This window comes from Oceanobacillus sp. NCCP-135 (assembly GCF_059698015.1).
The window spans coordinates 91,583-115,294 of sequence record NZ_BAAKSZ010000005.1 but is presented as its reverse complement, the minus strand read 5'-3'; the positions used below and the strand labels follow the sequence as shown (position 1 = coordinate 115,294).

Sequence of the window (23,712 nt, the reverse complement as noted above, 5' to 3'; positions counted from 1 at the left end):
ACATACCAGATGAAATACCCGTTGAGCTGTACTTTTTGTTTGCCTGCCACTATGCTAAAATATGAAGTAAATAAACTAATTGGAGGAATCCGGCATGAGTGAAAAAGCATTAACATATTTAAAAGAAAATCGTGATGATCTGTTAAAAAAATTAAATGATTTTTTGTCCATTCCCAGTGTCAGCACGGACAGTGCACATAAAAAGGATGTACAGGCAGCCGCTGACTTTATCGTTACATATTTAAAAGAGATAAATTTTGAAAATGTGGAAAAACAGGAAACAGGAGGACATCCTTTAGTCTATGCAGAATATAACGGGGCAGGCCCTGATGCACCAACAGTATTATTTTATGGTCATTATGATGTTCAGCCAGTAGACCCAATTGAATTATGGGAAAGTGATCCGTTTAAGCCAGAAGTGAGAGATGGCCGCTTATATGCTCGTGGATCAAGTGATGATAAAGGACAGGTTTTTATGCATCTGGCCGTTTTTGAAGCATTGATGAAAACAGAAGGAAAGCTCCCGCTGAATGTAAAAGTTTGTATTGAAGGTGAAGAGGAAATTGGCAGTGAGAATCTATATGAAATCCTTCATGATAAAAAAGAGCAGTTCCATGCTGATTTTGCCGTAATATCCGATTCGGGAATGGTTGCAAAAAATCAGCCAACAATTCTTTATGGTCTAAAGGGCTTCACAGGAATTGAGATCACCGTTACAGGCCCTGATCATGACCTGCATTCAGGGATGTATGGTGGGGCAGTCAGAAATCCAATCATGGCTTTAAATCATATTCTGGCATCAATGAAAAATGCAGAAGAGGTTGTAACAGTTGATGGCTTCTATGACGATGTAGAACCACTTGCTGAGGAAGAAAGAAAGCTAATCGAACAAGTGGAGGGTGAGGACTACACTGAATCTACGGGAATAAAGGAAACTGCATCAGAAAAAGGCTATACCGCTAAAGAACATACGATGGCACGGCCAACCTTTGAAATCAATGGAATCTATGGTGGCTATCAGGGGGAAGGAACGAAAACAATTATTCCTTCATCCGCTACAGCAAAGATTACTTGTCGCTTGGTGCCTGGACAAGATCCTGTTAAAATTCAGCAATTGCTTGAAGATCATGTAAATAAAGTAAAGCCGTCTGGAGTTACAGTAGAGGTGAAGAAAGAAAAACTTTCAGCTAAAGCATATAAAGTAGAACCCAATCATCCGCTGATTACCAAAGCTGCAACAAGCTATACAAAAGCGTTCGGTAAAGAAACGGTATATGTACGAATGGGTGGTTCTATACCAGTAGTAGAGTGGATTGAAGATATTTATGATATGCCGATTGTGCTATTAGGATTCGGAACACCAGATGACCGCCTACACTCTCCTAACGAGAGCTTTCCATTAGACAGCTTTGATAAAGGGATGGAGACATTGGTTTATTATTGGAATGAAGTAAATAATAGTTAAATGGAAATGCATACCAGTTTTGACTACGCTTGGTTGTAGAGAAGGGTTCTATTCGCCTGTTTGTACTGGATTTTGGCTGTTTTTGCCCATGAGAGAGAGGCGTTCTCACAGACAGATTGAGCTAGGTTTTGGCTGGTTTTGTCCATGAGAGTAGCTCTCACGGACAGATTGAGCTAGGTTTTGGCTGGTTTTGTCCATGAGAGGAGCTCTCACGGACAGATTGAGCTAGGTTATGGCTGTTTTTGTCCATGAGAGTAGCTCTCACGGACAGATTGAGCTAGGTTATGGCTGTTTTTGTCCATGAGAGGCGCTCTCACGGACAGATTGAGCTAGGTTATGGCTGTTTTTGTCCATGAGAGTAGCTCTCACGGACAGATTGAGCTAGATTATGGCTGTTTTTGTCCATGAGAGTCGTTCTCACGGACAGATTGAGCTAGATTTTGGGCAGTTTTGTCCATGAGAGGAGCTCTCACAGACAGATTGAGCTAGGTTATGGCTGTTTTTGTCCATGAGAGTCGTTCTCACGGACAGATTGAGCTTGTTTTCGGGTTTTTATGTCTATGAGAAGGGCTCTATTGGACAGATTGAGCTTGTTTTCGTATATTTTTCTCTATGAGAAGTTTTCCAGAGTGGTATCTTATATCTTCTTTTGTATATTTTGTAACAAAAGCAATCTTTTTTCGTTGGGACGAGTAGAGCGCAGTACCAAACTTATAGAAAACAGGTTTTTATAATATAAAATAGCAGAAATGGGAGGTTTCTTGGATGAAATATGCTATTATAACAGGGGTTTCACGTGGGTTAGGTCAATCGGTTGCTAGATTATTTTTAGAACAGGGCATTCACGTTATTGGTATTTCTAGAAGTAACTCAGAAACACTGAATAAAGTTGCTGAACAAAACAATGTAAGCTTTCAGCAATATAGCTGTGATTTAAGTGATTTAAAAGCGATCGAGGAAACTTTCGCACAAATAACCAATGAAATATTTAATCAGGAACTAACAGGGGTCTATCTAGTAAATAATGCAGCAGTACTGGAACCAATGGATCAGGCGTTGAATATTAATAGTGAGGATTTGGCATATCATATTCAAGTTAATACCATTGCACCTATGGCGTTAACAAACCTTTTCTTAAAAAAAGCTAGTGACAATCAAATTCCGCTTATAGCTGCAGCTGTTACGTCAGGTGCAGCAGAGAGACCTGTTTATGGATGGAGTGCATATTGCAGTACGAAAGCTTCTTTAAATATGTATACTAAGACAGTAGCGTTGGAACAGGATCAGTTGAAATCGGCACATAAAGTGATCGCCTTCAGTCCCGGGATTATGGATACAGCTATGCAGGAAAGGATTCGATCAAGCTCAAGAGTTGAATTTGCAGATGTTGAAACATTTAAAGACTATAAGAAAAATAACTTATTAAAAGATACAGATGCTGTTGGTGGTGTTTTGGTTGATATTCTGACAGATGGAACAAGTATTATAAATGGAAAAATATATTATGTGAACGATTATTTGTAGAAGCTATTATAGGCGCTTGTAATGCGGAATAACAAAAACTAAACAAACGCCCTGCCCTTTTTCTTTCCCTACGCATAATTTATATTAATCTGTGAAACAGGGAGGGAAAGAAATGAGCAAAGGTGGCGGAGGATACGGCTCTGGATTTGCATTGTTAGTCGTATTATTTATTTTGTTAATAATTATCGGTACCGCATATACCGGTGGCGGATACTACTAGAGAAATCTAAAAATGCAGAGGGGCTAATCCTCTGCATTTTTAAATATGCTGATATTTCCTTTGTTTGATCTTTTTATTTAATAATCTGCTCATGACAATGGTAGCAATGACAATGACAATCAATAAGACAAACGAACTTGTGTATAAACCTTGAATGGCATCAATGTTCCACAAGATCAGTACAAGAACACCAAAAATACCAACCTGAATTAATAAGCCGATGAGACCAATAAATCTTGTCTTAAATACCTCTTGCTCATCTGTCCAGTTTAATTTAGGCTGCTGTAAGTCCAAATAAGTTCCCAGGATACTTGAAAACCAGCTGGCTATTAAGATAAGGATGAGCCAAACCAGAATCATATCCATAGGTAATTGAAATAAAAATACACAAATAGCTAAAACCAATGCAATCACAATCAGATTGAGTGACCAGGCGGCTGCAATCTTACTGAAAAAAATCTGCTTTGGATCAAGTGGCAGAGATAAATTTGCCGGCCAGCTTTTTCCTTCCCGTGAAATGGAAGAAATGGATGCAGCATTGGATCCAACAAGAACTGATGTTGCAATAAACAGAATAAGCATGCTTTCTTTTTCAGAAAACATATTCATAAACCCTGTTAAATCAACTGAATCAAGCATTAAAATAATAAGCAAAAATACCGGTCCAAATAAACTTTGAACGACACATTGCATAAAGAAAGTAGGTGTACGAAAAATAATCCGTAATTCTTTGAGCATATAAGACAGCCAGACCGGACGTGCGGCAATTTGCCTGTTTATCTTTTTTTGCGATAATTTTCTTTTGTTGCCTGCACTGATTCCTAAGACACCTTTTAAATATAAAAGCTGACCAAGCCAAATGAACAGGAAGAAAGCTGCGGCACTAATTACAATCACAGCTATCAGGAAAAGGAATCCAGAAAATGAAGCAGATTCTGTTAATCCGATTGTACTTAAATAAGCTGGAGGATAATAGAAGGTTATCATCTGTAATAACCCATCTTTTTCCTGAATGAATCCTGCAAGATTGTTGAATAAATCACCTGAATTTGTATTTAAGCGCAATAAAACATTGATTAATATGATAAAAACCAATGAAAAAACCCCTGCGAGCACCTTTGAACGATCTTTATTTTTTGCAATGTTCACAAAACGCATCACGACCATCAAAAGGATAGCTGCAATTGTAAAAGGTATGATTGGCAGTAACACAAAAATGATGATTCCATAAAGGTAATATAGTATGTTTGCTCCACTGATAGCACCGTAAAAAAAGAATGCAGGTAGAAAAACAGCACTAGCCGTTAAATATAAATATAAAAAGGGATTTGCAGCTTTCCCTAATAGCACTTGATAGGCATGTAGAGGAAACGGTATGAATGATTCAATATCCTCAGCAAAATAAAACGCACTTAATACAGTTATAAAACTAATTAAGAATAATAGCATATGAATACTTAAAAACAATAATCCCAGGATGAGTGATTCCTGCCCCAATGGTTGAAGTACATTATATAGCGCTCCAACAAGACCATTAATTAAACCAATGTAGATAAACAGGAACGGAATTAAGAACAGCCCGGCAATAACATAAAGCCAGATTTGTGAATTACTTTTGCCTGCTTTGGAATATTGCATTTTAAGCATTGTTTTCATGACAATCCAAGTTTTATTCATCGCTTGTCAGCTCCAGGAATAATTCTTCAAGTGTTTGATCAGTTTGGAATTGTTCCCTTATTTCCAGCTTATTTCCATGGAAAATTAATTCACCCTTATTAATGATAGCAACCTCATCACAAAGCTGTTCGACAACCTCAAGACCGTGGCTTGAGAAGAAGACGGTATTTCCTTTATCTGCATGTTCACGCATCATTTCTTTTAACATATATGCGGATTTTGGATCAAGCCCTGTCAATGGTTCATCCAATATCCAAATATCTGGATCATGGATTAAGACTCCCGTAACAATGATTTTTTGCCGCATTCCATGTGAATAGGTTTGAATGTAATCATCAAGTGCATGATAAATATTAAATTGCTTTGTTAATGATTCAATTCGCTCTTGCCTGATTTCTTTAGGAATTTCAAATATGTCACCAATAAAATTTAAATACTCCATTCCTTTTAATCGCAGGAGTATATCTGGCTGATCCGGTACATAACCAAATATCCTCTTAGCTTCAAGGGCGTTTTTTTCAATATTATTGCCATTTAAAGTAATAGAGCCTTTATCAATTGGCAGAATACCTGTCATCATTTTAATCGTCGTTGATTTACCAGCACCATTCGGGCCAAGAAAGCCAACAATTTTCCCGTCTGGTATGATTAAGTTTAATTCATTTATTGCTTTGTTTTTACCGGGAAAGTTTTTACTCACATTCTTAATCTCGATCACATTAGACCCTCATTTCTAATTGCTTTTATGAATAAAATATGTATGGTACACTTTATATTGAAATTTTGTATGGTATTAAAAACAGTTTAACATATCCTTGAATGTATTTTAATGGGAGGAAGAAAATAGATGATAACTAGAAAAAGCAAACGTGAAATTGAAAAAATGCAAGCAGCAGGTGATTTGCTTGTACAATGTCATAAAGAAATTGCGAAGATGATAAAGCCGGGAATTACAACATTGGAAATTGATACATTCGTTGAAAACTTTCTCTCCAAGCACGGTGCAACACCTGAGCAGAAGGGGTATAACGGTTACCCTTACGCAATTTGTGCTTCAATTAATGATGAAATATGTCATGGTTTTCCACGTGATGAGAAGTTAAAAGACGGGGATATAGTTACCGTTGATATGGTTGTAAACCTAAATGGTGGTTTGGCAGATTCTGCCTGGACATATGCCGTTGGGAATATGGATGAGAAAGGCAAGCATTTAATGGAAGTAACGAGAATAGCATTGGATAAAGGGATCGAACAGGCACAGGTTGGAAATCGCATTGGTGATATTGGCCATGCAATTCAAACATATGCTGAAGGAGAAGGTTTTTCTGTAGTTCGTGATTTTACTGGGCATGGAATTGGACCGACCATTCATGAAGATCCGCACATCCCGCATTTTGGACTCCCAAACAAGGGACTTAGGTTAAAAGAGGGTATGGTTGTTACAATCGAACCAATGATTAATGAAGGCAGTTGGAAAAGCAAAATGGATGAAAATAATTGGACTGCGAGAACGATTGATAAAGGACGATCTGCCCAATATGAACATACGATTGTAATTACAAAAGAAGGACCATTGCTGATTACAGATCAGGATAAATAAAAGTTTGAAACTAGGGGAGGGGCTGTTCGTTATGCGAGTAGTTTCCATTTGCCCGAGCAATACAGAAATAATGGGCTATTTGGGGAAAACAGATTTACTTGTTGGGGTGGATGATTTTTCAGATTGGCCGAGGTCTGTTTTGGATTTGCCAAAAGTAGGACCGGATCTTTCTATTGATATGGATAAAGTTGCTCAACTGGAACCTGATATCGTGCTTGCTTCACTAAGTGTCCCTGGAATGGAAAAAAATATTGCAGCACTGGATGAAAGGAATCTCCCTTACATTATTCTTAACCCTAATTCACTTGATGAAATTGCTGAAGATATTAAAATAGTTGGAGCTGCAATAAAATGTGAGGAGTTAGGCGTAGAGAGAGCTAATGCGTTTTATACAGAGATTGCTAGCTTTCGTGAAAAAGCTTTTGTGCAAGTAGATAAACCAACATTGTATTGGGAATGGTGGCCGAAGCCAGTATTCACTCCGGGTGCAATTAATTGGTTAACTGAAATTAGTGAACTGGCAGGTACTGTGAATGTTTTTGCAAATGAAAATATAGCAAGTGTTCAAACAGACTGGGATGACGTGAAAGCACGAAATCCGGATCATATTTGTATGGTATGGGTTGGTATCAAAGAAGAAAAAATGAACCCACAATTGGTGATTAAACGCCCCGGATGGGATGAAATGAAAGCAATTCAGGCTGGAAACATCCATGTGCTGGAGGAATCGCTTTTTTGCCGACCATCACCTAGGTTGCTGGAAGGCTTGCGTAGGTTGGTTGATACTATTTGGTGATATAAAAGATTGGGACTGCAGTTACTTCACCCAGCAAAGGATTTTTTTAAAATATAGATATAAAAGGCGACGTAAAATCGATAGTAATAGGTCTCATCGACCGCTACAGAAACACATTTCGCTGATATTGTGCTTTGCATCTTTTTAAAAATTTCTTGATTAATTCAAACAAATGCTTACACATATGTGGCGGATGGTTGGAGTGGAGGATCGTTGACTCCTCGAAAATACAGATCCATTTTCTTCGTGCGATGTAACGCTGTCGAAGCTTTCCTTGTCCTGCGGGAACAGCACGTGTCCGTAGACTTAAGCATAGTGGCTTTCTCGAGGAGGCCGTACCCGCGAAAAAGCAACGGTCCGCAGCGGAAAACAACTAACGTCTTTCACATCAAGTGCGAGAATAGTAAGCAATAAAACTTATGAATAGAGCTAAAAAAATAAGAGGGCGCGCCTATAAACTTGGCACATCCTCCTATTTTTTCCTTCCTATTAATCTTCCCCCAAATATCATGGTAATTACCGGACTTAATATGCAAAAGAAAGCAAATGGCAAATAGGTTAACACAGGAACTCCCAGGACGTCTGCGATAAACACACCACATACACTCCATGGAACAAGCGGGTTGATTACCGTGCCTGCATCTTCCAATGTGCGGGACAAGGCCTTTTTTGATAGACCAGCTTTCTGATAAATCCCTTTATAAGTCTCACCAGTAAGCATAATGGAGAGGTATTGCTCCCCGATTAATACATTGACACCAATCGCTGTAGCAGCAGTTGATACGATTATGGTCCGCACTTTTTTTAGTTTTTCTTTGAAAGCATTCAACATGCTTGGAATGATTCCTGTTACAAACAATAATCCACCAAATCCCAATGCCAAAATCACAAGCGAAATTGTAAATAGCATGCTATTAATGCCGCCTTTCGTTAACAGCTCATTTACAGGCTGAAAATCAGTTGTGGCTTCATAGCCATTAAACCAAATTGACCAGATTTCAGTCCATATAAGACCACTATTTATGCTTGCAAGCATGGTTGCAATTAAGCTGCTGGTCCCTATGGCTACAAATGCCGGTACTTTGAAAATGGTACAGATGATCAGAACGCCTAAAGGTATCCATGAGGTCCAATGCATTAATCCTGTTGAATCAAGTGCTGCTTGATAATCATTTGTGCTTTGAAGTGTTGTAACCTTATCTGGTGACAAAATTACATAAATAATAAAAGCAATAAGAAATGCCGGAATTGTTGTTAAACTTATATGTTTGATGTGTTCAAATAAGTCTACCCCTACAACAGTTGATGCAAGGTTTGTTGTATCAGATAATGGTGACATCTTATCACCAAAAAACGCACCAGAGACAACTGCACCGGCAGCAATTGCAAGAGACGCATCCATAGCGCCAGCCATTCCTATAAATGCCACACCTACTGTGGCTGTTGTGGTTAAAGAGCTCCCTAGGGAAACACCAATAATCGCTGTTATTGCAAAAACAATTGCGTAAAACCATGTACCACCAATAAGTGAAAAACCGGTGTTTATTAATGCGGGAATGGTACCACTGATCATCCAGCTACTAATTAAAATACCAATAAGCATGAATAGGAAGACTGCCCCCATTCCAGTTCTTGCACCTTCAATCATGCCATCCTGTATAGCTTTAAATGAAATCCGTTTGATTAAGCCATAGGTGGTTAATAAAAAGATTCCCAGTAAAATTGGAATATGTGGAACAGTTCCCAACCCGATTATAAAATAGCTGATAAGCACAATAATGATTACAAAAAACAAAATCGATTCAGTTAATGATGGGTTGTATTTAGGTGTAATTGGAAACATATAAATCCCTCCTTTTTTAGAAAAATTAAAAAGCCTCATCCCTAATGATAGGGACGAAGCTTTACTCCGCGTTACCACCCTGATTGCTGAATAAAAATATATTCAACCTCTCATGTAAAATTCCACTAAATATGAATGTGTAATTCAATTATATTCTGCCAGAGTTCACACCTTTACACTCTGTCTCTTCTTGCTGCGGAGAAGATAATCTACTATGCATTCAGGAATTGCTGTATATAATTTTAAGATATTATTAATCGAATATACATGGTTTATGCCATATCTGTCAATATTGTTTTTACAAGTTATCTTCTTTCAAATTATTCTAACATCAGTTATAATAGGTTAATTATTATTTATTTTTGGGGAGGTGCTTGTGGTGGTTGAAGTAGCTGAAAATAAAAAAAATTCACAGTCAATACATATGATTCAAAAGGGGATAGCTGCTGGTTTTCCCATCATGCTTGGCTACTTGCCAATTGCAATAACTTACGGTGTTTTGGCAAAACAATCCGGAATGACATTAACAGAGTTAACATTAATGAGTGTGATGGTTTTTGCCGGGGCAAGCCAGTTTATGGGGGCAAATATGATTGCAATAGGGGCAGGAGCAATTGAAATAATTATTGCTACCTTTGTATTGAACTTCCGGCATTTTGTTATGAGTTTATCATTTATGAATCGTCTTCGCAGTATAAGTCTTAAATGGAAAGCACCATTATCATTAGGGTTGACCGATGAAACCTTTGCAGTATCTGCTTTACATCCAAAAGAGGCTAAAATGGAAAAAGGTGCATTTTTTTATACTGCATTAATATTAACTGCTTATTTTTCCTGGATTTTCGGGTCATTTCTTGGTGGAATTCTGGGAGATGTTATTCCTGAAAGGCTGAGCCAAAGTATGGGGATTGCTTTATATGCTATGTTTATTGGCTTATTGGTACCTTCAGTGAAAAAAGAGCTTAAAGTTGGTTTAATTGCAATTATTGCTATGCTTATAAATACATTATGCATACAGCTGGGGATGAGTACAGGCTGGGCAATTGTTCTCGGTACAATTTTAGGTGGCGCCAGTGGTATTTATCTACTGAAGGAGGAGCGAACATGATTTTTGCTATTATTATCGGTATGTCTTTAGTCACGATGATTCCAAGAATTATTCCAGCTTTCATTGTCGATAAATTACAATTTCGAGATTGGGTAAATCGCTGGTTAAATGCGATTCCATACGCAGCTCTTGGTGCATTGATTTTTCCAGGTGTTTTAATGGTAAAACCTGATGAACCCCACATCGGATTAATTGGAGGAATTGTTGCTATTATGTTAGCTTATGTTGGATTAAATGTTATCTTAGTAGTCATAGGAGCGATTGCTACTGTTTTTCTTTTATCAACATAAAACGAATCAACATCCACTAACCTAAAGATGTAGTGGTTTTACGACCGATTCGTTATAAACAGAGAGTGACAGGGAAGCTTTTATTTAGTGTCTCTTGGGAAGACTTTGAAAAACTATCTTGCGCATTTAAAAGTGTATATTCGTTAACCCAAATAAAGAGAAATAAATTTACTTAATGAAAAGTCTGCCAAAGCTGACAGACTTTTCTCTTACTGATATGGTTCAATATGGATTTGTGCATGGGTAATTTTGTGTTTCTTTTTTAAGTATTTTTCAATTCTTACCGTAATTTCATGACTTTCTTTAACATTTAAAGTTGGATCAACAAGAATGGTAATATCAATTAAAGCTAAGTTACCATGGATACGTCCTTTAACGTCAACTACTTCCTTAACTCCAGGATCCATTGAAATGCTTTGGCGGATTTTTTTAATTTGTTTTTCATCAAATCCGTCTGTTAAGGTATATGTCGAATCTTTAAATATATCCCATGCTGTTCTACAGATAATAATGCCCACGATTAATCCTGCAAATGGATCTAGCCAGAAAAAACCAAATTGTGCTCCAATAATGCCAATAAATGCTCCAATACTTACCAATGCATCAGAACGGTTATCTTGAGCGGCAGCATATAAAGCATTACTTTGTATTCTTTTGGCAAGTTTCACATTATACATGTAGACTGCAAACATAACGACAGCTCCACCCAAAGCAACCCAAGCGGTTAGGATATTAGGCTGACTGGATACACCATTTATTACTTTTTGAATTGTATCGATGATGACCTGAATACCAACAAACATCATAATAAATGCGGCAAATAACGAGGCGATTGTTTCGGCGCGGTAATGACCATAATGATGATTTCCATCAGGAGGTTTTCTTGATATTTTTAAGCCGATTAATATAGCGATTGAAGCGACTACATCTGTGGAGTTGTTTAACCCATCTGCATATAGTGCGGATGAGTTACCAATATAGGCAATAACAAGTTTTGTAATTGCCAAAATAATATAGGCTAGAATGCTTATCCAAGCACCTTTTTCGCCTTGCTTTAAGCTATCAGAATGATTCATGTATGACGCCTCCAGTTTGCATCAGAAAAATAATACTTAGATAGTCTACCAAAGTAGTATGTGGTGAGTCTAGAGAAACATTCAAGCAGTAAGTTATATATATTGGGTAATTCAAAGTAAGTTTAGTAAGGTAAAAATATCCTTCAATGAAGCGGCTTGAAATTTTTTTAAGCTTTAGGTGTTGCAATTATTCTAAAAATTTAGGATAATAGAGTAAAGGAACAAGGGGGCATGTTCCATGAAAAAGGAAAAAATAATTTATCGATATTATCGATATGATGGTAAAGTTCTTCATGCAAAGCGTGAAATCTCATTTGAATTAAAATTGTCTTCAAGATTGATTATGGATGAACTATGTTTTAGTTGGAATAAAGAAAAATTAGAGAACGAAATAAACAGCTCCATTGACTCAGGAAATAAAGAAGCATTTTTGAAATTAAGTGAAGTGTATAAGCAATTTGTATGGGAGTAAGAAATTGGCCTTGCCTTTGGTGAGGTCATTTTACTGAATTCGATCTGGGACTATATTCTTAGTTTAGATAATGGGGGGAAATGATGGGGAGAAATCAAGGAGTAATCCATAGACAGAATCTAATTTTATTTTATATTTTATTGTTTTCATTATTTTTAGGTGTAGGTATTGAAGTTCTTGTAGGTGCACCAATCGAAAATTTATTGGCTCTAAGTGTAGGTGGAACTGTTAGTTTAGGATTAATTGGTATTTTTCATTATAAAAGAATTTACATAAAATTAATTCCTTATATTGCTATTATTGCTTTATCGAGTGTTGCTGTTGTAATTATTCTGAGCTCTGATTATGTTACAAATATGTTATTTGCATTTTATGTGTTGGCTGTAGCAGCAATTTCATTATCTGCCGTAGTTTTAATTTCTGGTGGTGTACTGGGACTTTCCGTACTAACTTTTTTCGTGATTGAAAAAGGCGAAATAGTTGGTTTTGATTCGAGAGCCACAGCAATTACGCTTGTCTTTTTTATTTTGGTTTTTGTTGTTTTACTTATCCAGGTAAGGGTTGCTCGGAGGTTATTAGCGAATGCACAGGATGCATTAACTGCAAGTGAATCCATTGCGCTTGAGCAAAATAAACTGACCGAAATTGTACAAAGTGAAGCAAAAAATGTTCGAATACATATGAACAGGATGGAAGAGGATAGTCAGCTGAATTCACGATCCATGGAAGAAATGAGACAGGCATTTCAAGAAATTACGAAAGCAAGTCAATCACAGGCGGAGACAGCCAGTAATATTTCTGCCAGAACAGATAATACAAGTCAGTTAGTAGATAAAATGATGGTTTCCTTTACTAAAAGTACAAAGGATGGAGAGGAATTAAAGGTACTATCCATAAAAGGGCAACGTTCAATGGAAGATTTATCGGAAACAATGAATAAATTTCACCAAGCCTTTGAACAGCTAATCATGATGATGGAAAATCTGCTTCAAAAAATTCATGAGAATAACGGCTTTACAGCTAAAATCCAAGATGTTGCCGAACAGACAAACCTGCTTGCTTTAAATGCGAGTATTGAGGCTGCAAGGGCTGGTGACGCTGGAAAGGGCTTTGCGGTTGTAGCGGGAGAGGTACGGAAATTAGCTGAAGTGTCACAGCAAATGGCAAAGGATATAAAGGGAAATCTGGAGGAAATTGAGCAGGAGGCATTGAGCGCTCAAAAAGAAGTAAATGAAAATAAGGTTAGACTGCAAAAAAGTGCTATAAGTGCACAGGAGGCAGAAGGGGACTTTTTGAAAATAGCCGACCAGTTAGCTAATTTCATAAAATATCTGGGTTATTTGGGAAGACAAGCTAATGAAATAGAAAGTTCTTCAGAGGATATTGATACATCTGTTGACTATCTTGCAGCAACGATTGAGGAAAGTACCGCAACAATAGAAGAGCTGGAAGCAATGGTTGATGAGCAAGTAAATCGTATGTTAAATTTAGCTTCCGTTATTGAAAAAACAAATCAAGCAGCTGCGACATTGGAAGAGGCAAAGTAATAAGTGAACGTAATTTTTATGTAATTTTCTTGAAAGTGATGTGCTAAATTGCTTAGCCATCTGATATGCTAGCAATAGAGGGGAGTGAATTCATGACTAATAAGAAAAAAATCACACGTAGCTGGATGCTATACGACTTTGGGAATTCTGCATTTGCTACAACGATCATGGCTGCAGTGCTTCCGGTTTTTTACTATGATGTTGCCGCAGTGGGTCTTGATGAAAACCTTGCTTCGAGTTACTGGGGATATTCGCAATCCATTGCTGTATTCATCGTCGCAGTACTGGCTCCTATCTTAGGGGCAATCAGTGATTTTACTGCAGCAAAGAAAAAATTTCTCCGTTTCTTTGCCTTTATGGGGATAATAGCCAGTGTTTTATTAGCATTTGTTGGCGAAGGGGATTACATACTTGCATCAGCCTTGTTTATTATTGGTTCCATAGGGTTCTCTGGTGGTAATATATTTTACGATGGCTTTTTGCCGGAGGTAGCTGATGAAGACGAAATTGATAAAGTATCTGCAGGTGGCTTTGCATATGGTTACATTGGTGGCGGCCTTCTATTAACGATTAATATATTGATGATCCTTCAACCAGCGTGGTTTGGTTTGCCTAACGCAACCGTTGCGAGTCAAGTATCATTTGCTACAGTTGGTCTTTGGTGGTTCATTTTTTCTTTACCACTGCTTAAAAATATAAAAGAAGAAAAAAAAGTAGCAGTTAAACGGGATAAATCATATATCGCAATTGGATTTTCGAGGGTTGGTAATACATTTAAAGAAATTAAACAATATAAGCAATTATTACTATTTTTATTTGCCTTTTGGCTTTATAATGATGGGATATCAACGATTATTCGAATGGCAACCATTTACGGGAGAGAAGTAGGGATAGATAGTAATTCTTTGATTGTAGCATTATTAATTACTCAATTTGTTGGAATACCATGTACTTTTTTCTTTGGCTGGCTAGCAAAAAAAATTACGGCAAAAAAAGCATTATATATTACACTTTTTGCATATCTAGGAATAGTTATTCTAGGATATTTCATGTCATCTGCACTCCATTTCTATTTATTAGCAATCTGTGTAGGGATTGTTCAAGGTGGAGCACAGTCACTTAGTAGGTCGATATATGGGCGTATGGTACCTGAAAACAAACATGCAGAGTTTTTCGGATTTTACGGAATATCATCAAAATTCGCAGCAATTTTTGGTCCGTTTTTGTTTGCTTTTATTGGGCAGATTACAGGCTCAAGCAGATTGGGAATTCTCTCACTAATTTTCTTCTTTATCGCTGGAATAATCTTATTACGATTTGTTAATATCGAAAAAGGTATGGAACAAGCAAGAAGACAAACAACTACTACAGGAAAAGTAGAAGTAAAGCCAAAATAAGAGGTGACTAACAATGCGGATAAATAATGTACGAAAAATATTATATATGCTTGCAAGAATTCTGGGGGATGTGAATGCAGCTAAAAAAGGGAGAATTGGCAAACGAGTTGCCAGGAGGGCTGCAGGAAGAAGTACAGGAAGACTTTTGAGGAAGCTTTTTAAATAAGGTTGTTTTTGTGCCCGAGCAGCGGGAAAACCAGGTCAACCAGGCACATATAATCTCTTTATGTGCCCGAACGTTGTTTTTTCTATCTTTTACGGCAAAAACAACAACGCTTTTCTATGGGACGAGAAGTGCGCAGTCCAAAATAGCTTTAAATAAAAACGTAAAACCGGTCAGCTACATTTAAACAAGTAGCTGACCGGTTTATTTAAACAATCGCATCACTATATTTATTTTCCAGATTTAATTCCAGTGGTTTACCGTTATCATATGAAATATTTCCGATAAGTTCAATTAATCTATGCTTGGAGGCATCGTTATTATTCTGCCAGTAAGTTTGAACCTCTGTTAATATTTCAATACCCTCTGCTCTGCTTTTATTATAAAGATCAACAAAGCTTTGATTGCAGGCTTCGTTTGTTGCCGGGTGATGCCATGTTGTCCTTTTTAAGTTTAAATAATCAACATTATCCCTGATTGGCTGGTGAGAATAAGATGAAATTAATGGTTTAAATAAAATATTTTTCCAACCATACGGATCAGATAAAATTTTAAATGCGAGCTTCATGTCCTTGTATGCTTTTTGAATATAGTCAGGAGAATCTCGTTTAAGTTCCGGATAATGTCTACAAATCATTTCATGTAAAAGCTTGATAATATCTTTATTTAATGATTTTCCCACATCAATTTCTTTATACACTGGTGCTCTCCAGGTTTTTAGATTATGAAATTTTTCCATCATCAATGTGTCAATTAATATTTCCAGTTTTTGATGGTTACTCCCTTCATACCCTGCACGATAATGGACATAAGGATGTGTATTGCGATCTAACACATGATGTGTAATAAAACCAAACACATAGGCTTGCAATAGGCCGCTTTTATCCTTTACAGCGGTTATCAAATCTATGAGAAAGTCTCCACAGCGCTTTGTATGCAATGCCATTCCTACATCATGAACGGGTTCATCTTTTACCCATGGCCAAAAGTTAAAATAAAAAAAAGGGTCAGGACCTTGAGCCCCCAGCTTCATCACTGTTTCATGCTGTGAGAATGGGTAGGGCTTTTTTACTGCATCCACAACATCTTCACAAAAAAGAATATGAGTCCAAATATTTGGCATAGCGAAATCCTCCTTCTACTATGTACAACAGCTAAGTCAAAATTTATCCAGAAGACTTCTGCATGAATAAGTATATGTCCCTAAGTTTAGTCTGTCTTATTTGTCTTCTTTAATTAATCCTATTTTATTGTCTCTATGTATTATAAAAGATTTACAGTGAAAAAGGGTAATAAAAACAGGTACAATTTTGTGTCATTTCGTGATATTTCTAACTTTTGTAACTCATTTCTCAACTTTCGCACTGATATTGGGAGATAGGCCTTGATGTAATTTAATAAATCCGTGACCCATTGTACTAGTTGACTTTAAATAAGCTTATGCATTTTCTTGTACTTTTTTTAAGAATATCTTCAAGAAGCTTGATTAATTGCTGTGAAGCCAGAGCACAATTAAGTTCACTAATTTCATCACAAAGTTCATAAAACATACCGCCCATTGTTGAGAATCGGTGCTGCACGATTCTGCCAAGATAATATAATGCCTACTCTCACAACTAATTTTTAGGTACGAAAGTTGAGTAAATAATTTAAAAATATTAAAGACAATAAATGTTAAAAACTGTATAAAATTGACTTTCTTTAAACTCTACTATATAATATTCTGTGTATTTGGACTTATAAAAAATTGGAGGGAATGCTAATGAAAAAACTGGTTGTTATTGTAAGTTTATTGGTATCATTTTTTTTAATCACTTCACCCACTAGTGCAGAATTACTTTCAGAACCTATTTTTAATTCAGATGGGCTATCAGAAGATACTAATATTAATAGTGAAGAAATATCCCTGTTTAAAATTAAACCAGAGTTGAGGGGTATAGGAATGGGTTCAGTGTCGAAAATGAGTTCTTATCAAGCAAGAACTTTCACAAGTTCGATTGGCTATACTGAACATTCATTTAAAAGAGTTTATTTACCAAAAAAAGAACCAATCTCTAGACATAATATTTATTACGATAAGAAGACCAGAGAAGTTTATATTATATCAAATAATAATAAAAATATGATTACAACAGGATATTACTATACAACCCCTTAAAGGAGATAGATTTTTGAATCGTACAATATTTCTGTCATTTATGATTTATACAGAGCATGATTTTGATGGACTTAAAAAACACTTTGATCCACGTGACGTAACAAAAAAGTTAAATATAATCCCAATACATACACAATGTCATCACCCTTATAGTCATGATAATCCTACTCCTACTCGTCCAAGAATGCCAGGAAGTCCCTATACTGCATCATGGATCTACCGTATAGGCGGTTTAGAAGGGGGAGAAGAGGTTAATTTCCAACCTGAATTATATATCCAAAAACTATTAGAAGAGCTTGAGCAACAGTTATTTATCTCTTCAAAAAAAGTCGCTATTAAGGAAATCCTAGCTGACTATGATGCACATTGTCTGTTGGAAATATATACTTTCGGTGCTGAACATATAATTCAGCTAATTGATATACCATCTGAAATATTACTTTCCTTAACTGAATTAAAGGCAGACTTAGCAGTGAAAACCCATAGCCAGCCCTTGAGCTTTTATTTAGGAAATGCCTATAAATACAAACGACTATTTCAATAATAGTACTTCTACTGCGTGCAAACTTATAGAAAAACACCTCAAAATTAACAAGGGTAAAAAACCAAATAATTTTTAGGTGTTTTTTTATGTAATAATATAATTGTCAATGTGCTTTATGTTTATAGTTGTAAGCCTTGCAGTCATTTACTCTCATAACTATTTTTCAAGTGTGAAAGTTGAGTTCATTATTTCAATATCTGTAAAATTTGTTACAATAGAAGAGGAATAGAAGAGTATTTAGACATAGGGAGGAATAACAGATGAATTACCGTGTGGAAAGAGATACGATAGGGGAAATAAATGTACCAATTGATAAATATTGGGGTGCGCAGACACAGCGAAGCAAGCAGAATTTCCCCATTGGTACGGAAAAAATGCCAGCTGAAATTATAACAGCGTTTGCAATTTTAAAAAAGAGTGCAGCAAAAGCAAATCATGATCTTGGCTTATTAGATGAAAAAAAAGCAGAAGCAATTGCCTATGCAGCTAATCAGATAATAGAAGGAAAGTTAAATGATCATTTTCCTTTAGTTGTTTGGCAAACAGGAAGTGGTACACAATCAAACATGAACGTTAACGAAGTGATCGCATTTGTCGGTAATCAATGGTTGAAAGAGCAAGGGACTGATTTAAAGCTTCATCCAAATGATGATGTGAACAAATCGCAAAGCTCCAATGATACATATCCGACAGCCATGCATATTGCTTCCGTTTTAAAGCTTGAAGATGATGTTCTTCTTGCCGTTCGTACATTAAAGGATACGTTAAAAGCGAAGATGGACGCATTTCAGAATATTGTTAAAATTGGTCGAACACACCTCCAGGATGCGACACCATTAACACTTGGCCAGGAGGTTAGCGGTTGGCATCGTATGCTGGAAAAGTCAGAAGCAATGATTGATCAAAGTGGGCAATATTTAAAAGAATTAGCTATTGGTGGAACAGCAGTTGGAACAGGTTTAAATGCCCATCCAGCGTTTTCGGAAGGCGTCTGTGAAGCAATCAACGGATTTACCGGGAAAAACTTCATCTCTGCACCTAATAAATTTCATGCCCTAACAAGTCATGATGAAACAGTGTATGCACATGGGGCTTTAAAAGCACTAGCAGCAGATTTAATGAAAATAGCAAATGACGTTCGTTGGCTAGCAAGTGGTCCGCGTTGTGGAATTGGTGAAATTACGATTCCAGCCAATGAACCAGGCAGTTCGATTATGCCAGGTAAAGTTAACCCAACACAAAGTGAAGCAGTAACAATGGTTGCAGCACAAGTAATGGGGAATGATGCAACAATTGGTTTTGCTGCCAGTCAGGGGAACTTTGAATTAAATGTATTCAAACCAGTTATTGCTTATAATTTCCTACAATCGTGTCAACTACTTGCTGATAGCATTTTGTCGTTTAATGAACGCTGTGCAGTTGGCATCGAACCAAATCATGAACAAATTGAAAAGTATTTAAATGATTCATTAATGCTTGTAACAGCTTTAAATCCACATATCGGTTATGAAAATGCTGCGAAGATTGCTAAAAAAGCATTTAATGATAATTCAACATTAAAGGAAACTACCGTCGAATTAGGCTTGTTGACAGCAGATGAATTTGATCAATATGTAAACCCTAAGGAAATGACACATCCTAAATAATAGCTTTTTATAAGATCTCACTGTATTTTGCAGTGGGATTTTTTGTTTATTATTATTGGAAGTACATCTACAATTTACCAGTGATTATTTGTTATAAGTTTCTCTATAAAGCAGACAATAGGATTACAGGAGGTGATAAAGATATGGCTAATAACAATAGTTCGAACCAATTAGTCGTTCCGGGTGCACAACAAGCTCTTGATCAAATGAAATATGAAATCGCTCAGGAGTTTGGTGTTAATCTAGGAGCGGATTCAACTTCACGTGCTAACGGGTCTGTCGGTGGTGAAATTACTAAACGACTTGTTCAAACTGCGCAGCAACAATTTAGCGGACAACAACCACAATAAATATGGCTGGAGGGGAAGTCTTAAGTGACTTTCCCTCTTTAATTTTTAGTGGAAAATGGAAAATCTAGAAAGTGCGGGAATTGGAGCTTTTAAAGTTGAGAGAAGGTGGAGTAAAGTTGAGAGACATTAGCTCAAAGTTGAGAGTCCTCGTGCAGAAGTTGAGAGACGATAGCTCAAAGTTGAGAGACGATAGCTCAAAGTTGAGAGACGTTAAATAAAAACAGACTTATCTCTCAACTTATCTAATATCCCTCTCAACTTTTCCAAACACAACACATAAAAAACCTCCCAAAAGGAAAGCTTTTGTTTATCTAATACATAATTCTGATTCTGCATCAAAGAAATGAGAACGATTCATATCAAAAGCCAATTCAATCTGTTCCCCACCTTTAATGTCAGATCTTGAATCAACACGTGCGACAAAGTCTTGTTCTTTAACTTTGGAATATAAGTAAGACTCTGCTCCCATTAATTCTGCAACATCAATTGTAGCAGTAATTTTGGTTTCGGGAGTTGCATTGATAAAAGCTGGTTCATCATGAATATCTTCCGGACGGATTCCTAGAATAATATCTTTGCCAACATAATTTTGCTGACGTAAAACTTTCAATTTTCCCTCTGGAACTTTAACTTTAACATCGTCCATTTCAAAGTAGTTTTCCGTAAGTTTTCCTGTAAAGAAGTTCATGGAAGGGGAGCCAATAAATCCTCCAACAAACACATTTTCAGGATTGTCATAAACATCTTTTGGTGCGCCAACCTGCTGAATGATACCATCTTTCATTACTACAAGGCGGGTTGCCATTGTCATTGCTTCTGTTTGGTCATGTGTCACATAAATAGTGGTTGTTTGCAGACGCTGGTGAAGCTTTTGGATTTCTGCACGCATTTGTACTCGCAATTTCGCATCCAAGTTAGATAAAGGTTCATCCATCAAGAATACTTTCGCATCACGAACAATGGCACGTCCTAAAGCGACACGTTGACGCTGACCACCAGAAAGTGCTTTCGGCTTGCGGTCCAGATAAGCCTCCAAGCCTAAAATTTTTGCAGCATTATTTACCCTATTTTCAATTTCAGCTTTTTTAAATTTGCGAAGCTTTAATCCGAATGCCATGTTATCATAAACATTCATATGTGGATATAATGCATAATTTTGGAAAACCATCGCAATATCTCGGTCTTTAGGTGCAACGTCATTCATTTTTCTGTCATCAATATAAAGTTCGCCTTCTGTAATTTCCTCAAGACCAGCAATCATCCGTAATGTTGTTGACTTACCGCAACCGGACGGACCAACAAATACGATAAATTCCTTGTCTTGAATGTGTAAATTGAAATCGTCAACAGCAATTTCTTTTTTATCGTACGTTTTTTGAATATGTTTCAAATGTAATTCAGCCATCATATTCCCTCCATTTATGTAAGCGTTTTATTAATTTTATTGTATAGCAAGTTCGTCCATAAAAAAATGGCAAATATGCACAAAGATATTAATCGTCTTTGTGCATATTTGCCAGTAGTGCAATATAAACGGTCATAGCCTCGTGGAACTGCCTCACGTCAATTCCGGTTTTTTCCTGAAATTTATCTAATCGGTATTGCAAACTATTTCGATGCATATATAATTCCTTCGCTGTTACAGATATATTTAAATTACAGTGGATAAAGGTTTTAATTGTATTTAATAATTCGTCATCTGATCTAAAATCCTTGAGAATTACATTTGAAATCTGATGACGAGAGTTTAAGTCTGTTTGGTCAACTAAAATATAGGGGATTGCTTCAACATAGGTAACAACAGATTTATTTGTATAATTAGATGCTTGTATGGCAGTTTTTATTAATGATGAATAGTGCTGTTTTATATGTACTGGATTTTCTAAAAAAGGACCAACGAAAAAATTTATTTTAACATATAAGTCACTCATTAATATATCAATAATTTGTTCATAAGAAATAGTTTCCTCTGTTTGAAGGGTTTTTTCTTCAATAATGACACCTTCATGTTCGTTTTCCCATAAGATTGGAACAGGTATTGAAAATAATTCTTGAACGGCTTCATTAAATGTAGCTGGATCTATTTGGTTTTTTTTAATCGAAAAATAAACGAACCTAAATGTGATATCTAATTCTAATTCTTTTTCACCTGTGATAATATTTTTCCACTTTTGTTCCTCTCCTGATAGTTTTGGAAGGTGAACATTATAAGGCGAAAGGAAAGCGGATAATAAGCATAGATCTTTATCTGTCAGTTCGTTTTTATCCATTCCAATAATCTCATTTTCATTTGTAATAAACCATTGGTAATTATTGGTTAATTTTGTATGCCTATCATGATATACAACTAAAGATGAAAAAACTTTTTTCAAGTGTTTTAACATAAGAAAACCTTCTTTCTTCTGGGCTTTATTTAATTATAGCAATCAATGGTATATTGAAAAACCAATTTCAGCTATTTTAGCATTTTTTGAAATGGTATACAGACTGGATTTCGTTTGTTATAGTGTTTTTAGTAAAGAAATTTAAGGAGGATATTTCGTGTCTAATATTTATGATAATGCATATGATTTGGAAAAGGCAATTCGTGATAGTGAAGAATTTAAAAATTTAAAAGTTGCCTTTGATGCAGTAATGAATGATGAGTCTGCTAAGCAAATGTTTGAAAGTTTCCGTGATACACAAATGGAATTACAGGAAAAACAAATGCAAGGATTGGAAATTACCGAAGAAGAGGTTGAAAAAGCTCGACAGGTAGTAGAACTGGTTCAACAGCATCAGGATATTTCTAAATTGATGGAAGAAGAGCAGCGATTAAATGTAGTAATTAATGATGTAAGCCAAATTATTACCAAACCGCTTGAAGAGCTTTATGGTTTTTCAGAAGAACCAACTGAATAAATCTTAATTAAAATCCTGCAGCATAAACGCTGTAGGTTTTTTGTTGCATTTACATTTTTGCAGGATTTTTATGTGTAATGTCGAAAGTATAGATATACATTATATTGGAAAAGGAGACTTATTAGATGAATACAGTATTACTTGAGCGTAGAAATAATATTTCCTATATCTATTTAAATCGAGCAGAGCGCTATAATGCGCTAAACAAGGAAATGCAAAAAGAACTGCTTCAGGTACTTGAGATGGTTGAAAATAATGATGATAAGATTGTCATTTTAGCTGGAAAAGGAAATGCGTTTTGTGCTGGTGGAGATATTGGAATGATGAAAGACTTCACAGATAAGGATTATTTTGACGACGTAATGACGACAATTGGAAGAATTACATTAAAACTATATATGATGCCTAAAATTGTCATTTCGGCAATCCAGGGATCTGCGGCAGGCTTAGGGCTAAGCATGGCATTAACAGCGGATTTTATAATTGCTCAGAACGAATCGAAATTAGGGATGCTCTTCATTGGTATTGGCTTAGCGCCTGATGGAGGAGGACATTTCTTTTTAAAGGAGCGACTTGGTATAAGTAAGGCAAAACAATTTACATGGGGTCTGAAACAAGTCCAGGGTTCTGAAGCAATGAAGATGGGATTAGTCGATATGCTTACCGAAAAGCAAGTAGTGGAGCAGGCCAGTGAATTGGCACAGCAGCTTCTCGCCACACCACTGACGGCTATGTTAAAAACAAAGATGATGTATCACTCTGAGCAAAAAGCAACCTTGGAATATTATTTAGTAGAAGAACAAAAAACGCAGTGGGAACTAAGGAATACTGAAGATCATCAGGAGGGAGTACAAGCATTTTTAGAAAAAAGAAAGCCTGTATTTAAGGGGAAGTAAATAGAAAGCGACTTCACTCCTAAGTGTAGTGAAGTTGCT

Annotated in this window: 24 protein-coding genes and 1 pseudogene; 17 read left to right on the top strand and 8 right to left on the bottom strand. The window is 36.3% G+C overall.

Features of this window, described 5'->3' with window-relative positions:
* The first annotated feature begins 94 nt into the window (after positions 1-94).
* The 3 genes from AC6HVZ_RS05545 (at position 95) to AC6HVZ_RS05535 (ending at position 3,209) form a co-directional block, all read left to right on the top strand.
* A complete protein-coding gene (locus tag AC6HVZ_RS05545) occupies positions 95-1,465 on the top strand; it encodes a dipeptidase (protein WP_497557152.1) in 1,371 nt (456 codons plus the stop codon).
* A 765-nt stretch (positions 1,466-2,230) separates the two neighbouring features.
* Positions 2,231-2,989, top strand: coding sequence for a (S)-benzoin forming benzil reductase (locus tag AC6HVZ_RS05540; RefSeq protein ID WP_497557151.1), 759 nt, complete (start codon positions 2,231-2,233; stop codon positions 2,987-2,989).
* A gap of 112 nt (positions 2,990-3,101) precedes the next feature.
* On the top strand, positions 3,102-3,209 hold the full coding sequence (locus AC6HVZ_RS05535; protein ID WP_497557150.1) for a YjcZ family sporulation protein: 108 nt from the start codon (positions 3,102-3,104) through the stop codon (positions 3,207-3,209).
* A gap of 39 nt (positions 3,210-3,248) precedes the next feature.
* Here AC6HVZ_RS05535 and AC6HVZ_RS05530 read toward each other — a convergent pair whose 3' ends face one another.
* Together AC6HVZ_RS05530 and AC6HVZ_RS05525 are read right to left on the bottom strand one after the other, a co-directional pair.
* Positions 3,249-4,886, bottom strand: coding sequence for a putative ABC transporter permease subunit (locus AC6HVZ_RS05530; RefSeq protein WP_497557149.1), 1,638 nt, complete (start codon positions 4,884-4,886; stop codon positions 3,249-3,251).
* Positions 4,879-5,604 carry an ABC transporter ATP-binding protein gene (locus AC6HVZ_RS05525; RefSeq protein ID WP_497557148.1) on the bottom strand — a complete coding sequence of 242 codons (726 nt, stop codon included), beginning with the start codon at positions 5,602-5,604 and terminating at the stop codon, positions 4,879-4,881. The genes AC6HVZ_RS05530 and AC6HVZ_RS05525 overlap by 8 nt, the downstream gene beginning before the upstream one ends.
* A gap of 129 nt (positions 5,605-5,733) precedes the next feature.
* Between AC6HVZ_RS05525 and map the strand changes: the two genes are divergently transcribed.
* Together map and AC6HVZ_RS05515 are read left to right on the top strand one after the other, a co-directional pair.
* Positions 5,734-6,486, top strand: coding sequence for a type I methionyl aminopeptidase (map, locus tag AC6HVZ_RS05520; protein ID WP_497557147.1), 753 nt, complete (start codon positions 5,734-5,736; stop codon positions 6,484-6,486).
* Positions 6,487-6,517: 31 nt separating this feature from the next.
* On the top strand, positions 6,518-7,282 hold the full coding sequence (locus AC6HVZ_RS05515) for a cobalamin-binding protein (protein WP_497557146.1): 765 nt from the start codon (positions 6,518-6,520) through the stop codon (positions 7,280-7,282).
* Positions 7,283-7,754: 472 nt separating this feature from the next.
* On the opposite strand, the gene nhaC is transcribed toward AC6HVZ_RS05515, so the two are convergent.
* Positions 7,755-9,125 carry a Na+/H+ antiporter NhaC gene (gene nhaC / locus AC6HVZ_RS05510; RefSeq protein ID WP_497557145.1) on the bottom strand — a complete coding sequence of 457 codons (1,371 nt, stop codon included), beginning with the start codon at positions 9,123-9,125 and terminating at the stop codon, positions 7,755-7,757.
* Between the two features lie 424 nt (positions 9,126-9,549).
* Between nhaC and AC6HVZ_RS05505 the strand changes: the two genes are divergently transcribed.
* Both AC6HVZ_RS05505 and AC6HVZ_RS05500 read left to right on the top strand, forming a co-directional pair.
* Positions 9,550-10,233, top strand: a complete 684-nt coding sequence (locus AC6HVZ_RS05505; protein WP_497557207.1) for an AzlC family ABC transporter permease — start codon at positions 9,550-9,552, stop codon at positions 10,231-10,233.
* Complete coding sequence (locus AC6HVZ_RS05500; protein ID WP_497557144.1) at positions 10,230-10,523, top strand: AzlD domain-containing protein; 294 nt, start codon at positions 10,230-10,232, stop codon at positions 10,521-10,523. The genes AC6HVZ_RS05505 and AC6HVZ_RS05500 overlap by 4 nt, the downstream gene beginning before the upstream one ends.
* 209 nt (positions 10,524-10,732) lie before the next feature.
* On the opposite strand, the gene AC6HVZ_RS05495 is transcribed toward AC6HVZ_RS05500, so the two are convergent.
* Positions 10,733-11,599, bottom strand: coding sequence for a cation diffusion facilitator family transporter (locus tag AC6HVZ_RS05495; RefSeq protein WP_497557143.1), 867 nt, complete (start codon positions 11,597-11,599; stop codon positions 10,733-10,735).
* Between the two features lie 238 nt (positions 11,600-11,837).
* On the opposite strand from AC6HVZ_RS05495, the gene AC6HVZ_RS05490 reads away from it, so the two are divergent.
* The 4 genes from AC6HVZ_RS05490 (at position 11,838) to AC6HVZ_RS05475 (ending at position 15,181) form a co-directional block, all read left to right on the top strand.
* The gene (locus tag AC6HVZ_RS05490) at positions 11,838-12,071 is read left to right on the top strand and encodes an IDEAL domain-containing protein (protein ID WP_497557142.1); all 234 of its coding nucleotides are present in this window, start codon (positions 11,838-11,840) and stop codon (positions 12,069-12,071) included.
* Between the two features lie 83 nt (positions 12,072-12,154).
* Positions 12,155-13,618 (top strand): methyl-accepting chemotaxis protein, encoded by a 1,464-nt coding sequence (locus AC6HVZ_RS05485; protein ID WP_497557141.1) that lies wholly within the window; start codon positions 12,155-12,157, stop codon positions 13,616-13,618.
* A gap of 92 nt (positions 13,619-13,710) precedes the next feature.
* Positions 13,711-15,015 carry an MFS transporter gene (locus tag AC6HVZ_RS05480; RefSeq protein WP_497557140.1) on the top strand — a complete coding sequence of 435 codons (1,305 nt, stop codon included), beginning with the start codon at positions 13,711-13,713 and terminating at the stop codon, positions 15,013-15,015.
* A 13-nt stretch (positions 15,016-15,028) separates the two neighbouring features.
* Positions 15,029-15,181: a hypothetical protein gene (locus AC6HVZ_RS05475; RefSeq protein WP_497557139.1), complete on the top strand. Its 153-nt coding sequence runs from the start codon at positions 15,029-15,031 to the stop codon at positions 15,179-15,181.
* Positions 15,182-15,386: 205 nt separating this feature from the next.
* On the opposite strand, the gene AC6HVZ_RS05470 is transcribed toward AC6HVZ_RS05475, so the two are convergent.
* Positions 15,387-16,301, bottom strand: a complete 915-nt coding sequence (locus AC6HVZ_RS05470) for a zinc dependent phospholipase C family protein (RefSeq protein ID WP_497557138.1) — start codon at positions 16,299-16,301, stop codon at positions 15,387-15,389.
* 239 nt (positions 16,302-16,540) lie between these two features.
* Positions 16,541-16,780 (bottom strand): annotated as a pseudogene (locus tag AC6HVZ_RS05465) (IS4 family transposase); the annotation flags it as partial.
* Between the two features lie 160 nt (positions 16,781-16,940).
* On the opposite strand from AC6HVZ_RS05465, the gene AC6HVZ_RS05460 reads away from it, so the two are divergent.
* The 4 genes from AC6HVZ_RS05460 to AC6HVZ_RS05445 all read left to right on the top strand — a co-directional run bounded on the left by AC6HVZ_RS05460 (position 16,941) and on the right by AC6HVZ_RS05445 (position 19,876).
* Entirely contained in the window at positions 16,941-17,336 is a 396-nt protein-coding gene (locus AC6HVZ_RS05460) for a hypothetical protein (protein ID WP_497557137.1), read from the top strand.
* 13 nt (positions 17,337-17,349) lie between these two features.
* On the top strand, positions 17,350-17,880 hold the full coding sequence (locus tag AC6HVZ_RS05455; RefSeq protein WP_497557136.1) for a DUF4279 domain-containing protein: 531 nt from the start codon (positions 17,350-17,352) through the stop codon (positions 17,878-17,880).
* Positions 17,881-18,140: 260 nt separating this feature from the next.
* The gene (gene fumC / locus AC6HVZ_RS05450; protein ID WP_497557135.1) at positions 18,141-19,526 is read left to right on the top strand and encodes a class II fumarate hydratase; all 1,386 of its coding nucleotides are present in this window, start codon (positions 18,141-18,143) and stop codon (positions 19,524-19,526) included.
* A gap of 143 nt (positions 19,527-19,669) precedes the next feature.
* The gene (locus tag AC6HVZ_RS05445) at positions 19,670-19,876 is read left to right on the top strand and encodes an alpha/beta-type small acid-soluble spore protein (RefSeq protein WP_497557134.1); all 207 of its coding nucleotides are present in this window, start codon (positions 19,670-19,672) and stop codon (positions 19,874-19,876) included.
* Between the two features lie 307 nt (positions 19,877-20,183).
* On the opposite strand, the gene AC6HVZ_RS05440 is transcribed toward AC6HVZ_RS05445, so the two are convergent.
* Both AC6HVZ_RS05440 and AC6HVZ_RS05435 read right to left on the bottom strand, forming a co-directional pair.
* Entirely contained in the window at positions 20,184-21,281 is a 1,098-nt protein-coding gene (locus AC6HVZ_RS05440; RefSeq protein WP_497557133.1) for an ABC transporter ATP-binding protein, read from the bottom strand.
* Positions 21,282-21,369: 88 nt separating this feature from the next.
* A complete protein-coding gene (locus AC6HVZ_RS05435; protein ID WP_497557132.1) occupies positions 21,370-22,260 on the bottom strand; it encodes a PucR family transcriptional regulator in 891 nt (296 codons plus the stop codon).
* Positions 22,261-22,417: 157 nt separating this feature from the next.
* Between AC6HVZ_RS05435 and AC6HVZ_RS05430 the strand changes: the two genes are divergently transcribed.
* Together AC6HVZ_RS05430 and AC6HVZ_RS05425 are read left to right on the top strand one after the other, a co-directional pair.
* On the top strand, positions 22,418-22,777 hold the full coding sequence (locus AC6HVZ_RS05430) for a YlbF/YmcA family competence regulator (protein WP_497557131.1): 360 nt from the start codon (positions 22,418-22,420) through the stop codon (positions 22,775-22,777).
* A gap of 125 nt (positions 22,778-22,902) precedes the next feature.
* Positions 22,903-23,673, top strand: a complete 771-nt coding sequence (locus AC6HVZ_RS05425) for an enoyl-CoA hydratase (protein ID WP_497557130.1) — start codon at positions 22,903-22,905, stop codon at positions 23,671-23,673.
* Positions 23,674-23,712: the final 39 nt, after the last annotated feature.